The sequence below is a fragment of the Planococcus sp. MSAK28401 genome, from assembly GCF_018283455.1.
GTDB classification, from domain to species: domain Bacteria; phylum Bacillota; class Bacilli; order Bacillales_A; family Planococcaceae; genus Planococcus; species Planococcus alpniumensis.
Window position 1 is genome coordinate 99,493 of the sequence record NZ_JAAMTH010000009.1, and the last position, 14,758, is coordinate 114,250.

Annotated in this window: 14 protein-coding genes; 6 read left to right on the forward strand and 8 right to left on the reverse strand. The window is 38.1% G+C overall.

Annotation, left to right across the window (positions count from 1 at the left end; translation table 11 throughout):
- Positions 1 to 15: 15 nt before the first annotated feature.
- Complete coding sequence (locus tag G3255_RS19285) at positions 16 to 729, forward strand: hypothetical protein (protein ID WP_211656222.1); 714 nt, start codon at positions 16 to 18, stop codon at positions 727 to 729.
- Positions 729 to 1,568, forward strand: a complete 840-nt coding sequence (locus G3255_RS19290) for a hypothetical protein (RefSeq protein ID WP_211656223.1) — start codon at positions 729 to 731, stop codon at positions 1,566 to 1,568. Before G3255_RS19285 ends, G3255_RS19290 begins: the two co-directional genes overlap by 1 nt.
- A gap of 63 nt (positions 1,569 to 1,631) precedes the next feature.
- Here G3255_RS19290 and G3255_RS19295 read toward each other — a convergent pair whose 3' ends face one another.
- The 7 genes from G3255_RS19295 to G3255_RS19325 all read right to left on the reverse strand — a co-directional run bounded on the left by G3255_RS19295 (position 1,632) and on the right by G3255_RS19325 (position 7,389).
- A complete protein-coding gene (locus tag G3255_RS19295; protein WP_211656224.1) occupies positions 1,632 to 2,507 on the reverse strand; it encodes a ThiF family adenylyltransferase in 876 nt (291 codons plus the stop codon).
- Positions 2,504 to 3,469, reverse strand: a complete 966-nt coding sequence (locus tag G3255_RS19300; protein ID WP_211656225.1) for a hypothetical protein — start codon at positions 3,467 to 3,469, stop codon at positions 2,504 to 2,506. Before G3255_RS19300 ends, G3255_RS19295 begins: the two co-directional genes overlap by 4 nt.
- 56 nt (positions 3,470 to 3,525) lie before the next feature.
- Positions 3,526 to 4,245, reverse strand: coding sequence for a hypothetical protein (locus G3255_RS19305; RefSeq protein ID WP_211656226.1), 720 nt, complete (start codon positions 4,243 to 4,245; stop codon positions 3,526 to 3,528).
- Positions 4,242 to 4,751 (reverse strand): hypothetical protein, encoded by a 510-nt coding sequence (locus tag G3255_RS19310; protein ID WP_211656227.1) that lies wholly within the window; start codon positions 4,749 to 4,751, stop codon positions 4,242 to 4,244. The genes G3255_RS19305 and G3255_RS19310 overlap by 4 nt, the downstream gene beginning before the upstream one ends.
- 9 nt (positions 4,752 to 4,760) lie before the next feature.
- A complete protein-coding gene (locus tag G3255_RS19315) occupies positions 4,761 to 5,096 on the reverse strand; it encodes a hypothetical protein (RefSeq protein ID WP_211656228.1) in 336 nt (111 codons plus the stop codon).
- A 75-nt stretch (positions 5,097 to 5,171) separates the two neighbouring features.
- Positions 5,172 to 6,275, reverse strand: a complete 1,104-nt coding sequence (gene dnaN / locus G3255_RS19320) for a DNA polymerase III subunit beta (RefSeq protein ID WP_211656229.1) — start codon at positions 6,273 to 6,275, stop codon at positions 5,172 to 5,174.
- Between the two features lie 112 nt (positions 6,276 to 6,387).
- On the reverse strand, positions 6,388 to 7,389 hold the full coding sequence (locus G3255_RS19325) for a Rad52/Rad22 family DNA repair protein (RefSeq protein WP_211656230.1): 1,002 nt from the start codon (positions 7,387 to 7,389) through the stop codon (positions 6,388 to 6,390).
- Between the two features lie 360 nt (positions 7,390 to 7,749).
- Between G3255_RS19325 and G3255_RS19330 the strand changes: the two genes are divergently transcribed.
- The 3 genes from G3255_RS19330 to G3255_RS19340 all read left to right on the forward strand — a co-directional run bounded on the left by G3255_RS19330 (position 7,750) and on the right by G3255_RS19340 (position 11,024).
- Positions 7,750 to 9,276: a hypothetical protein gene (locus G3255_RS19330; protein ID WP_211656231.1), complete on the forward strand. Its 1,527-nt coding sequence runs from the start codon at positions 7,750 to 7,752 to the stop codon at positions 9,274 to 9,276.
- Between the two features lie 186 nt (positions 9,277 to 9,462).
- The gene (locus tag G3255_RS19335; RefSeq protein WP_211656232.1) at positions 9,463 to 9,762 is read left to right on the forward strand and encodes a hypothetical protein; all 300 of its coding nucleotides are present in this window, start codon (positions 9,463 to 9,465) and stop codon (positions 9,760 to 9,762) included.
- Between the two features lie 17 nt (positions 9,763 to 9,779).
- Positions 9,780 to 11,024 carry a DUF3854 domain-containing protein gene (locus G3255_RS19340; RefSeq protein WP_211656233.1) on the forward strand — a complete coding sequence of 415 codons (1,245 nt, stop codon included), beginning with the start codon at positions 9,780 to 9,782 and terminating at the stop codon, positions 11,022 to 11,024.
- 386 nt (positions 11,025 to 11,410) lie between these two features.
- Here G3255_RS19340 and G3255_RS19345 read toward each other — a convergent pair whose 3' ends face one another.
- Positions 11,411 to 12,139 carry a hypothetical protein gene (locus G3255_RS19345; RefSeq protein WP_211656234.1) on the reverse strand — a complete coding sequence of 243 codons (729 nt, stop codon included), beginning with the start codon at positions 12,137 to 12,139 and terminating at the stop codon, positions 11,411 to 11,413.
- Between the two features lie 210 nt (positions 12,140 to 12,349).
- Between G3255_RS19345 and G3255_RS19350 the strand changes: the two genes are divergently transcribed.
- Positions 12,350 to 14,752, forward strand: a complete 2,403-nt coding sequence (locus G3255_RS19350) for a sacsin N-terminal ATP-binding-like domain-containing protein (protein WP_211656235.1) — start codon at positions 12,350 to 12,352, stop codon at positions 14,750 to 14,752.
- Positions 14,753 to 14,758: the final 6 nt, after the last annotated feature.

Sequence of the window (14,758 nt, forward strand, 5' to 3'; positions counted from 1 at the left end):
GAGGTTGAGGACTGGATGCGTAAAGGATGGATAGTGTTATCACTAAGTGGAATGATGTTATTTGCTACTGGCTGTGTGCCGGATAAGGTTCAGGAAGAAATTGATAAGACGGAGAAAGAGAATGCTGAAAAACAGGCAGGTAAGGAAGATAAGGAAGTTGCACCTGAAGATATTGAAATTTCAACTGAACAAAAAGAAGAGCTTGAGAATCATGAGCACGTTTCTGAGGAAGAAGCGGTTTCTGAACTAATTGAAGAGCAAGAGAGTATCGAAATCGACTTGCCGACGCAAAAAGATAAATTTACATCTCACCTAGAATTATCACAGTATATGTCGAATTTATTTTTCTTATATCATAAAGGCGATTTAAACACGGATGACTTTTATGAGAGGATAAAACCCCATTTGCATGAAGACTTCTTAGAGCTATTGCCAAAGAGTGAAGCCGATCGGAAAGAAACTTTCGAAGTTTTACAGTATACATTTCTACAATACTTACCCGCTCCAATCGAATCTTATGAGCTAACCGAAGCAACTACTAATATCCGTGGTGATGAAGGTGAAAGCTACAGGAAGTATATAACAGATGATTCTCAATTTATTTTTTATACGTTGAGGATGAAAAAAGAGGGAGATCAATGGTTTGTAACAGATGATAGCCCTGCTCCACCGTACGAAATTGATCCATCAATCGAAAAATCATTCAAAACTCCAGGGGGCGAAGAGTAATGGTAAGTACAAAAGAACAAAAAGAGTTTGTAGCCGAAAAGTTGATGAAGCGTTTTAACAAAGATTATGAGTTTAAAGCCACAATTCAAGCAGTCACAACATTTTACGGTAAAAAAATTATGGCTTTTGCTTCTGAACCTGAAGATAAAAAATTTGTTGAGGATCACACGTTAGAAGTTGTCAGCGAGCAATTCCTATTAGGTTATTACATTATGAGTGAAATGTTAGAAGATCCAGAGTTCCAATTGGAAGAAGAAGCCTGGAATTTAGGGAAGGGATACATCAGAAACACAATGTATTCTCTCTTAGAAACAGTGATGCAAGATAGTGATGTTGAGTGGCAGCAGAGTGATTTGGAGAAACAATTTACAAAGCGGGTTCTAGCATCATTTTACGATGCTTATGAGGTGACCGTTCAGTTGCGTAAAGATGTACTCGCATTGGGGGCTTATTACGCTTTTACCGAATCACCACGCTATCAAGAGCCACCGGAAAAACCGCATTCATTGAGACTAGCAACGCCATACGATCTCACATTTTTAAACCCACAGGTATATATGCAAGGGGAAGCGGTTATAGAGAATATGGAGAAATGGACTTTGTTTCAAACCGAATCCATCAAAGGTGCTCAAAAGGTGGGAACCATTCAGCTGATTGAGAAGGCACGGGATACAGGAGAAGTTGAAATCCACTTAGAAATCTTAATTTCCCAATTGATTAGTCAAAATGAGATAACTGATATAATCAATCAAATGATTGAAAAAATTCCCCAAGAAGAACATGCGAGAACTGTCATAGACTTTTTTTTAGTAACTGATCAGAAAACCTACCAATTATAAATATGGAAAAGCCACTCTTTCAATTCGATAGAGTGGCTTTTTAGAATAAAAAAAGAACCGCTCCTATAAGGAATGCGGTTCTTTAGTCTGTTTAATCGCCTCTGTAGAGCGCATATAGCCTTTCTTAGCTTGAAAGAAAGTAATGTGACTACTTAGGGTCATATCTTCTACAATCTCCGTCAGCACGCTTAAAATAGCTAATGCAGAGAATTTATTAACGATTAGTCGTTGTGGTTCGCTAGCGGTTAGTTCTGTACAGGATAAAGAGCTAGGTCGTTCTTGGTCATCTGTTTCAAGAATATCTGGAAAGGCATCTGCTACAGTTGGTAGCTTAGCAAGGTTCAGATTCAAGCCAGTGACAATTTGACCGCTCCATCCGCTTTCGTTGAACGCTTTTAATTCATCTTCGGTCCATTGAGCTTTCGAGCGCGTTTGCCAGTCAGCAGGGACCACAGTAGATTCATTTCCAGCATCAATATATATACCTGCATTTTCCTTTATGAAATCGTGAATCACTTTGCGGGTATAGTTGTTATCAACACATCCGATCACAATCGGCATTAAGATATCCGAATAGGAAATGTCTGTTAAGTAGTCCGTGTTAAAAAGTTCTAACACATCTTCTACTGATTCAATATAGCCCGTGGTTTTGCTGCGAATATCAATGTTGTAAGCATAAGAATAGCGGGATGCAAGCACGTCAGCTTTTTTCAATCCAACTTCTGAAGCTAAAAACAATTGATTCCCCAAATTCTTCTCTTCAATCACGTCGGGATCGGCAATAACATAAGTAGCGGCGCGTTTACTTGTTCCAAGCAATTGTGCAATATGCTGAACGAGATAACCACCCGTACCACCTGTCCCGATTTGAACGATAAATGGATAAATGCCTTTTTTGGTAGAGTAATCCGTTTTTGCTGAATCCAGAAGGTTAATCATTTGGCCACCTCAATCTTGTGGAGATCGTACTCTGGGAGTTCAGAAAACGGTGTTTCAAATAAATCTGTGAGATTTAATGATTTGTGACCAATCTCTTCATTCACAAACATTCGAGCGGTCATATCCGGAAAGAATTTCTGTGTATGCCCGATAATGGCATAGCACATTCCTGGAGATCGCTCAGATTGATTATCAAGTGAAGAGGGAGCGGGTGGCATAGTATGGTGCGAATGAATTTCTAGAAGTTTCATACCATCCGAAAAGCGGTCAGCTAATTCAAATATTGTCTCGATCACTTCGATCTGATATTCTTCAACTCGCTGCGAAGGAATATCCAACACATATTGTTGAGTATTCGTCATATAGTAGATGTCGGCATGAACTTCAAGGCTATGCTTTCCATACTCTTTAGCTATCGCAATAAATTGCTGTAGCAAAGTAAATGGAAGAGGATAAAGAGAAGACCGGAAGTGATTCCGGTCTTGATTTGGTGCGCCTTTCGGTTTTGCTTTCATGACGATCACGATAATGTTCTTTTTCTTCAAAAAGACCACATCGGTATGATTTTTAACCAATTCCGGATACTCTTTCTCCATCCGCGCTCGGAGCATTTCTCCGGTTAGCGGCTGGCGTACAGGGTCTTGGTCTTTTTTCTTCACAAGCAATCCTTCAGCAAGCTCTTCAGGTGAAAAGAAATCCACTACCGGTAGCGAATCGCCCATGAAGCGAATAACGGTCTCTTCGTCCGGTTTAAAAGCGTCTGCGGCATCCTTTTTAGGAGCGGGAGCTTTTGGGGCTTCTTTTGGTCCATATACAGCATTAGCAGCATTAACTTTCTTCTGCAGTTCTTCTTGCTGTTTGGCTTTCTTCTCGGCTTCAGCTTGTTTTTTCTGGTTTTCTTTATCTTGTTTCTCTTTTTCGTTGGAATCCACCATATTGAAAAGCTCGAAAATGTTAGTCATAGTAAGTTCTCCTCTCTTGAAGCTATCCTCTAAGGTATAGGCTTACTCAAGTCCAATTAATAATCTGTTTCTCTCAAAACCTGTTCGAGTGTTTTACGTGCGGGAACAAGCCAATCATCGCTATAGGGCTGCTCGTCCAATTCGTGAAGCAACTTCCGGAAAGTGTTGATTCCTAAGGTAGTCCGTACACCATGGTCCTCGTTAAAAGGAGCAGAAAAGAACAGCAATACTGCTTTTTTCGCTTCTAATAGAGAATCGACCAGGAGTCGTTCGTTAATACCCCAGCAAACCGTTCCAGAGCCTTTCATGACGTTTGGATAGGGAAAGTCATATAAGGGCGTTTCAGGCGTAATGGGCTCCTTATTGTTCTCTACCGCATAAATCCGCATCGTATCAATTAGTTTTTGATTTCCCATGCCTTTGAGTTCACACATAAAGATCATTCGAGGAAAGGCGAGAGAAAAGAATTCGTCTTCACCTTTGTATCGAATATCAAATGACTTTTGCGGAATCTCAAAAACGACCTGCTCTAAATTTCCACTCGGATGACTGGAATAAAGTAATGTGCCTTCCGGAAGAATAGGGGAGACGATCATCTCTTCTCTCAAATTAGGTTCGCTTTCAGGCATTTCGCTAATGTTAGACAATACGCGAATGACTTGTTCCAATGAAAAGTATTGTTCCGGCCCTTTTACACCTGGGGCTATCTCTTGGCGTCCGATGATTGGAAAATCGGGATTTTTTGGCACGTCAGTGAATTGCAATGTCCAATTCATGAAGTCACTTCCTTTTTGGTGTTTTTGCTGTGAAGCAATATCTCTCTCAACGCATCGTCGTATGCTGGTAAACCGAAATCGGTAATTGTGCAAAAAAACAATTTACCTTTCTGTTTTCCGAACGCCAATGATTCGTCGTAATCTAGACAATCGATTGGGAAATCGGCGGCAGCAGGATAATCAATTTCAAAAATCGCCAGCTCTTGGTTTGTAAAAGCTTTTTCGATTTTCTCTTTTCCGCTGTCTGTAAATTGGCTATTAGCCATAAAGCTCTCGTAGTCTTTATCAAAGTCATCACAATACGTATCGTAAACAGTTAACTCAAAAACTTTAGATACAATGCCAGTGAAGACTTCGACTATTTCTAAACTGCCATAGTAGGTAGGAATGATAGAAAGATCCTTTAGTTTCTTGGGCTCTATCCCCGACTTAACTGCGACAGCTACCAGTTTTAAAGACCGCAAATATTCTTGGCACATATAAAATTCTTCATGCTCCATGCTCATGGAATCACCTCATATCAACGGAAAAGCCGGTATAGGCCTTTCCGTTTCAGTTTTAGAAAAATTCCACATTATCTCGAGCATACAAAGAAGAGAGGACCACGGTGAGTCTTGTAAGAAGTAGATGGTGCCTAATTCATCTTCACTTCTTACAGATTGCTCAAAGAGGTCATATGCTTTATTTACCGCCTCAACAGTTAAGAGAGAAAAATCGATGTGTTTGACGTCCATTCGATTCAACATACAATAAAGCGCGTACATCTCCTTCTCTACTTCAGCAGATTCATTTCTTTCATAAACAGGCTGCGCTTCGAAAGCAGCGTTTATCTTTTCAAAGTCGTATTTCATACCAATTCTCCTTCAGAAAATGAAAAGAACACGATGGCTTGATGGCCGTCATGTTCTTTCACTCTCAATGTATTTTTAATATGTTCTCACTGGCAAGATCAATTGTACTTGCTTTGTTTTTTCGTTAACTCCCTCTACAGTGAATGGGCGCTGGGCTCCACAAAAGTTCAGCTTAACAGCATCTGAATCGATTCGTTTCAGAGCTTCAAGCAAAAACCCAGAAGAGAAAGAAACTGTGAATCCGGCTTCACCCGTGTATTCAATAAATGAAAGCTCACGATGTCCTTTAGCGGTTTCGTTTTTTGAATCCAGCTTTACAAAAAGTCCATCCACTTCTAGCTTGATTACGCCTTCTGAGGAAAGAGTCGATAGCAACTGAAGAGATTCAGTGAATTCTTTAGCGTCTACTGTCAATTCGCCATCAAAAGTTGTCGGAATCAAACGCTGTGTGTCAGGATAGTTGCCTTCCAACAAGCGAGAGTAATAGATCGTATTCCCGTTGGCCATCGCGATTTGCGAGGTATCAATTGATAAGAGAATATCTTTGGAAAGGTCAAATGCTTTTAATGCGTGATCCAGCATTTTACCAGGAATCGTAACCGATACTTCCTCCAATTTCTCTTCCAAAGGAATAGTGACTTTTGCTAACCGATGGCTATCAGTCGAGATTGCTTGCAGGGTTTCGCCAACCTGTAGATTCACGCCTGTTAAAACAGGGCGAGTTTCTGTTTTGGCAACTGCAAAAACCGTTCGGGAGATAAGTTCAGAGAACTTTTGGCCCGTTAGAACAATTGGCGCTGACGTAGGATTGGCTCCGATCTTCGGATAATCCTCAGCTGCCATTGTCGTGAAGCTCAAAGAGGTTTTCTTTCCTTGAGTCACCTGTAGGTTTTTGTCAACAAGCTCGAATGTGATTTCTCCACTAAGTTTAGATGTAACTTCAAAAGCTTCTTTTGTAAGAACAGCCGCTCCTGCAGTGTCAATCATTGTTGTTTCTCCATTTGGAAGAATGCGATGAATGATACTTTCGCTGGCGTTACTGGCTGTTAGCACAATACAATCGTCCATTGCTTCTACTTTAATTCCTGACAAAATTGGAATCGTACCTTTAGCGTTCAGAACCGGACGGAGTTTTTGCATAGCTTGTTGGATAGCATCTTTAGTTAGTGTGAATTTCATTTTAATATTCTCCCTTCACTTCGCTGCCCTAAAAGGTGCAGACTTACAAGCAATAAAAAAACACATAGAAGAGAAGGGGATGCCTTCTCCTTTATGTGTTCAAGTCTCTCGATTAAGCTGGTTGAACCGCTTTACGGTCTTCTTGGATCAGCTGAATCGTTTCATTACAAATGGTTTTGTCCATTTTAAGCAATAGGCTCAAATGGCTTTCCAGTTTCTCGTGTAGAGTAATTTGCGCGTAATACAGCATTTCATCTTCCGTCAATTTTAGACTTTGACAATACTCAATGTACTTTTTGACGGGGATTAATACTTTGGCAACTTCTCTTAATTGTTCTTCGGTAGCTTCCCCTATTTGCATCCGCTCACCGGTAATTTTCTTCATGAGTCCAGGTACAAACTCGACACCGATTGAAAGCGACTTGAATAAGGAAATTGTATGCTCCAAAGGAGATTTCTCGGTCATACTCGATGCCATATCAGCTGATTTTCCAGTACGGTCTTTTGGCTTTTCATTTGATTGGTCGAGATGTGCCGTTGTAGTGCTAGAATCAAAAGTCTCTGTTCGCTGTTCTTGGTTGTTGGATTGCTTACATCCTTCAGGCAAGAACTTCGCAGGAATAGTAGGCGGGTTAAATTTACCGCTGATTTGTCTTTTCTCTCCCGAAATTTTGAAATAACCATACACGTTACATTTGCCTTTTTTCTGTAACGGTACCCAAAAATTAGGGAGGTCATACAAATATCGGCCGATGCCCCATTGAACTGCTGCTCGTTTGAGGGCATTGGAATAGCCGCCTTTAATTGATTCAATGTCTGAAATTTCTGCTCCATCAACTCGTGAGATCCATTCTCCTTCGATTTTGATGGACAAAATACAACTGAATCCTTGTTTCTGTCCTTTTGCGGTCTCGATAATCATTTGCTTGAAGTCCGATTTCCAAAGAGCTCCGCAAGTTGTATCTAAGCGATCCATAATAACGCGAGCATTTAGATAAGGGACAACAAGTATTGAGATTTCTCCGTTTCTCTCGGTAGCAGATTGAACTTTCCATTCGATTTCATCATAACTAAATGGTGCTTTCAATCCCTCCATAACTTTTGTGTTCTCCATTAAAAATACACCCTTTCCCAAACGTTTTTACTCTTCAATTTTTAATTGAAAACGCAAAAAAGCCCCTGGGTTGATTAGTCATCATAGCAAAATAGCTATGTGTCAGAATCAGCCCAGAGGCTTGTTAGAGTCATCACCGTCAGAACGTGTAACGTTCGACAAAATTAAAAAAATTAAAGAATATACTGATAGTATACCCGTTCTTCCATCAAAAATAAATAGAGTTATTACTTTTTTGGAAAAGCTGTGCTATAGTCAAAGTAATTTCAAATCAACGCAAGCACTGCGCATATTCACCGCTATCTTATGAGATAGCGGGAATGTGCGTTTTTTTTATTTTCTATAAAGGAAGGGGATTACATGGGAAAAGAACAGATTCATGTGTGTTCGGTATTTACTAAAAAATTTCCATCAGAAATGAAAGAACAAATAAAGCGTTCACTGTTTGAAGCGGGATACAAGCTACACAATTTTCAATCGGTAGGAGAATTTAGAAATTGGTATAGCGATTATCAAGCGGAAGTTTGTCTCCTGCTCGACGAAGAAATAGATTCTATCGAGTACGATTCGCTAAAAGGCGAATTTGCAGAGTTAAATGATTTTATATTTATCGATTCACAAAATGCAGGAAAAGGGGATTGGACCGGCACGCCAGTCCTAATTGATAAAAAATCTAATGAGCTTGATGAAGTTACTTTAATCGAAGAGATTAAAGCTGTTATTCCTATTGATGAAAATGAAGCGTTTTACGACGATGAAAGTGAAGTCGATTCAGAGGAAGAACTTGAAAATGAAAGTGACACATTTGATTCGTTTACTGAAGGAGCGCCCTCATACGCTCAAGAAGTCGATGAAGATCCCTATATGGGAGAAGAACCGCCACTTTCAGAAGAGGAAATGGCTGAGATTGCTCGTGATTCACAAGAGCAGGAACTGAACGAAATTCAACAGCCAATTGAGTCCATTGAAGATTCTGAAGCTCCTAAAGTGGCTGAAAAAGCAGTAATCGAACAGACTTCATCAGCGAACGATAGTGCCAGTTATTCTAAAAGACTTCGTAGTATCCAAAAAAGCCTGACCGGTCCACAAATGGATGATTTTAAAACAATTGGTGTCTGGTCCCCGCTTCCCGCGATGGGCGTCACGTCGTTCATCTTAAACTTTTCATTCTTTCTTGCAGAGAACCGAATTCATACGGCGGTCTTAGAGAGCCTAACAAGTAATCATATTTTAAAAGACTGGCTGCTTCGATACGGTTCTGTACCGGATAAGTGGGTGAGCTTGGCTCAAAACTTACATGCCGATCAAGCGATTGGAAATAGCGAATGGGTTTATCGTGGTGTGAAATTTTTCCCTTTAAACACGAAAGATGGCAAGCATCAATGGAATCCAGACTCCTTTGATGCCTTTTATCGAATGACCGGCATCTACGATGTGACGTTAATTGATATCCCTAATGGGGAAATGGCTGCCTTTACAAAAGAATCACTAAGTTATTTAGATGAACTTTGGATATTGGTAGACGATCGGGTGCAGCAATTGAATAGCTGGAAAGGATACATCAAAGAAATTAAGGAATCCTCTGGTCTAGATATTCACCTGATCCACAATAAAGCAATTTCAGCTTCAAAACCTGGCATTATATCAGAGGGGCTAGGCTGTAACTTATTAGCTGAAATGCCTCCCTTGTGGGAAGAAACAGCTAGAAATTACTATCAAAACCATCCGCTTTACTTTCAAGCAGGTGTAAGAGAAAAAGTGCAAAAGCCATATCATCAGCTCGCTAGACATCTAATCGGGCCGTCATTCCAGTTACAAGAGAAAAAAGCGAACTGGTGGGAGCAGCTAACGAAGTCTAAGGGATTTCAGAAAATCTTGAACGGCTAAATTAGAAGTGATATAGTAAATTTATTAAAAATTTTTAAATTTACTATGTCGAGCGAAACCCGCTCCGACGGTGACGATCAGAAAAAGCCTTTGGGCTGATTTGGAGATAGCTTTTGCTATTGTCTATTAATCAGTCCAGGGGCTTTTTTCTTGTCGAAAAATGACGAATGAAAGGGGCGAAGGACTATGAATGAGCAACGTATGATTAAAAAAGCATTGATGCAAGGAAAGGTACAAATATCAGGGCACACGTTCTTACGTATTGAAAAACGGGGCTATACACGTTCTGATATGATCAATTGCATTATGCAGGGAGAAATGACACGAACAACTATGTATAACAAACGAATCGCATTTGAGATTGAGGGATTTGATACGGATGGACTGCCGATGGTTTTAATTATTGGTAGAGGTAAGAAGCCTGCAAAGTACCGCATTGTTACCGCGATGCCACCCATCCATAAACGATTCAAAAGAATAATCTAATCGAAGGAGAGGATATTATGAGAGGCACTTTGAGACGCACAAGAATGAAGGATTGGTACGAAATCATTCGTGAGACTTGTCCGATTTGTGGAAAAAGCGGCGGTTGTATGCTGCATAGTGATCAAAATCGAGTGGTCTGCATTCGAGTAGAAAGTAAAATTGTCTTCTCGAAAAAAATGACTTCTTGGCTTCACTTTTTGAAAGAACCTGTATCCAAAGAAAAGAACCTTGATGAGTATGTCTTGGAAAGTGAGAAAGCCTCTGTGGAGCAGCTTAGTGCAGTCTACGGTGCGATGCTTGAAAACACTTACCTTCTCGACACTCATCACGAACACTTGACGGGGCCGAGCCGCTCGATGCAGGAAAAGGAAATTTATCATCGCGAATATCGTACGTTTCCGGCAAAGTCATGGGATACAACAAAGGCAATGCTTGATCATGTAAGTGAAAAAGCATTTGAAGGAGTACCTGGTTTATTCAAAAATAAGTTCGGTTGGATGATTGCGGGCGCACCAGGCATCTTGATTCCTTACCGCAACACGCGGAATCAAATTACAGGGTTTCAGATCCGTGTCGATAACCCCGGATTTAAAGCGGTCCTTGAAGGAACGTTTAATGATCACATAACAGCCGAAATTATTGAAAAGCCAAATAAGGTACAAGTTAAAATTGATGGCGAAGTGTATAAAGAGGAATACTTGTCGGAAGGCGAACGCATCACCATTATGACCAATGGCAACTATGGTTCTGTATGTTTGAAGAAAGGCCAGCGGTATTTTTGGTTATCTTCAGCTAATAAGGAGCAAGGAACAGGAGCGGGAAACCCCTTACCAGTTCATGTGGCGGTGCCAGTAAGCCAGCTGCAGAGTTGGGAAGAAGGGGAAATTCATCAGACTGAATCTGTTTGGATTACCGAGGGCGCGCTAAAAGCGGATATTGCAGTTGAGCACATGGAGCGGATTTATAAATCTGGTCAAATTGTCGATCAAGAGAAAACGCCGACTTTCATTGGATTGCCTGGTGTCTCCACTTGGTTCAATGCCATGGAAGTCTTGGAAGAAATGAATACTCGCATTGTGACGTTAGCATACGATATGGACATGCTGGCGAATCCGGATGTTTTAAGACCACTGAAGGATTTCATTACGCATTTGAAGTCAAAAGACTATGAAGTGCGTATGGCAATGTGGAATGAGGAAGATGGGAAGGGAATTGATGATATGTTTTTGAATTCCAAGTTTCCGCAAATTAAAAATTTTTAATATGGGAGTATTGTTTGAGTGAAAAAGTCGTTTAGTTTTAACGGTTAAAACATTTGAAAAGGTACTAGAAAGAAGTAAACATGCGAATAAGTGGTTAACCACTTATTCGCATGTTTACTTCTTATTTTGATCAATTTGATTACTCTTCGTATCGTAAACTTTTACAATCGCTTTTGAGTTCGCACAACCACTCCTTGTCCTACATCCAGTCAACGCATAGTATAAGTTAATTCTTTAATGCGATATCTCAATCCTTTTTACGTTTTTTTGTATAAGAAAGCCCTCATGAGAGCACTCTTGTGATTTATTGGAAATGAGACTTTTTGTATTACAAACAGTGCACCTTATAAACGTTCTTAAAGTTATTGAAATCCATGGAATTAAATTCATCGATTTTCTATCTCATACTGTAGTACATTTCGCATTTCCTGAAGTTCACTAGATAACTCAAAAACGATGGAAAAAAAGTTTATCTGTCCAACTTCATTGTAAAACATTCTTCTCTGTCGTTTTTTTGTATCATGTTCTTCCCACTTCGCCAGAATACCAATTCCTGGTATCCCAAGAACTGTTCCTAAAATAGAGCTTCCTATTGTATCCGTTGACCTTTCTCTGATTGTTAATTTCTCTTTTAATTCACTTGGATTATATTCAAATGGATCAAAAATAATATATTCATTATTAGAAATCTTAAATCTGCAAAAAGAAATTATATATCTGAGGACAAGGTTAAAATGTTCTGCTATCTCATTTGCTTCCCGGTTTCTTATTACTTCATGATGAGCTTCCCAGTTTTCAAATACATCAGGAATAAGATCGCTTCGTAGAGTCGTAAGCAAGTTGCATCCCATCCACAACTTAACTGCTCCTTCTACGCCATTTTTCACATCTTTAGTAAACCTTAATTTCCCTTCTACAAGATCCATACGTTGTCTAAAATCTTCTATTTTGATTTTCCAGTTCCAGGTTATATAAGCAGCTATTTCTTCATCTTTTAAAAGCACTGGCATTAGTACATTTTCCATATCTGTCATAAATTTTGAAAAGTAAATAACATCTTCTTCATTCTCAATAATATCCTTCAAGTACTCAAGATATACCTCTTTTTTATCCACAAAAGTCATCTCCATTTACTATTTTTTCAATTTAGTATAGTGCTAGATAGAGAGAAAAAACATCTTTTTTTTAATTTTTCGAAAAGCAATTTCTTTTTATATTTGTTCGTTTACACCAGATATTTTAAGCTCTCTAAAGAAATATTAAAATTTATACCAAAAGACTTTATAATAAACCAAAGTACATAGGAAAGAGGGCTGAATAATACTATGTCCAATGAAGAATTACTATTAAATAAAGTTTTGGATGCGAGCTCCAATACAATCTGGGAAGAATTACAAAAAATTAAGGAATCCTCAGAAACAGAAAAGAAGATTATAAGACGTAGATGGGCATGGGAACTGATTCAAAATGCATCAGACTGTACGCCAAAAGGAGATAAAATAGATATAAACATCGAGTACGATGAAAACAATATTACGTTTGGTCATAATGGACTTCCTTTTTCATATGAAAATTTGTTGGATTTAATAACGCAAATCTCCTCGAAGCAAAGTTCAGAAGAAAAGAAAACAGGGAAATTCGGGACTGGTTTTATGTCGACCCATTTATTGTCAGAAGTTGTGCAGATAAAGGGATCGTACATTCAAAATGATAACCAATATACGCCATTAGAGTTTACTGTAGATAGGTCTGGTAATGAGTATAGTGAAATAAAAGACAAAACTAAAACTATGCTGGAGCAATTAAAGTTTTTAAATGGCAAACAAAAGGAATCAAGTGGAGTTTATGAAGATACAAAGTTTATTTATTCGCTAGAAAATGAAGAAATAAGAACTGCAGTTGCGGAAGGGATAGGGGATTTGAAAAAGAATATACCTTATGTCCTAACCTTTAACGAGCATATTAATTCTATAACATTTAATGGTAGTTGTTATAAAAAAGTAAACGAAAGGACTTCGAATATAAACGACAAGTTGAAAATAGTTCAAATCGATGCACCTGACGGAAATAACGAGTTGTTAATTTTAAATGAAAAAAATGTAACAGTTAGTTGTCCCGTAAAATTTGATGAAAAATGTTTGGTTTTTTTACCAATTCATAATAAAATTCCAAAAGTTTTTTGCGAGTTTCCACTCTTAGGCACCGAAGATTTTAGCTATCCCATAATTATTAACTCGAACTTATTTGAAGTAGAAAGAGACAGAAATGCTATTAGGGATAGTAATAAATTAAACAATGATTTGATACAAGTAGCTGTTTCCTTATATAAGGAATTGATAGATTATTGTACTACGAGTGAAATTACCAAAAATGAGTTTAATATATGCAGTCTAGAGAGTCCAGATACGTCAGCTATACAAAATTATAGCTATAGAGAAATTAGAAATTATATAGATACATCTTCAATTGTTCCTACTCATTACGGATGCGCTACAAAGTCAAAAAGGTCGGCTTTTAAAAACAGGAGTGGGGAAGTGGTAATGAGCATACCGACAACTGAAAAAGTAGAAAACCTAGATTTATTCTGGGACATTTTATCTGAGTTTGAAAACTTACCTATCCCGACTAAAGAAACTTATCGAGGTTGGGGTGTAGTTTTTGGAAGTAATATTCAGTTCTCTCACATTAATAATATTTATTTAAAAGATTCATGTCTTGATGAATTGACTGACAAAATTCAAAACAAAATGCCAATCTTTGAATGGTTAAATGCATTTTATAATCTTTGGCTCAAAGATGAAGGGCTTGAAAAAGTAATAGAGTCAGCACATGTATTAAACCAAAATAATAAATTTGTGAAGTTTGAGAAAGTAAACTTCGATAGTGGTATTAATGATGAACTAAAGCAAATTTTGAGTATATTAGGAGGAAATATTAAAGGACGTTTAATACGAAGCGAAATTCTTTCATTTAAAGACTATTTTGAAGAGTATCCTAAAAAAATTAAAACGAACGAAGATTGTTCTGTTCAGATTGAGTCTAAAGTATCTGAAATACTTGGAAAGGAAAACGTGGAAACAGAAAGAGAAGAATCTATTCAAAGAATATTCAACAGATTAACAAATTGGTTCATATCAAATCCGGAAAAATCGAAAGAATGGTTTGAAAATTTATACCCTAAGAGAATGATGTTATCTTCTCCAGAAGAAAATTTGAGAAGGTACAAGATAGCTGAAAAAATAGAAGAAAAAAATATAAAGTATGAAGAATTAGATGAAATCATAAATAATCGTGAAAAAGTAATGGAGATCATAACTAATTCCGAACTAAGCAAAGAGGAGATCATTCAACAGCTCAAACATGTTGTCACGTCATCCGAAGAAATGAAACGCTATGTCGAAAGCTTATTGTTTAGAAGTACGAAAAATGTTTACGAATATCTAAAGGGCCTTAGAGATTATACTCTTCCAGCAACTTTGGAAGATTGGATAAACAAAAAATATTCAGAAACGGTATTTTCAGCGAAGTACAAAGGGGAAGATTATAGAATTATTATACGCCCAAGTGACTACCAAAAAATAATCTTCTATTATGATGAAGAATTAGAAGCTTTAGACGATGTAGACTATCAATTATGGACAGATGATGGAGAAGTACAGCGAATGGTTACCTTAGGTGATTTACTTAAAACAACTGGTATATCTAAAATTCCATTAACTAAGTTATAGGAAAGG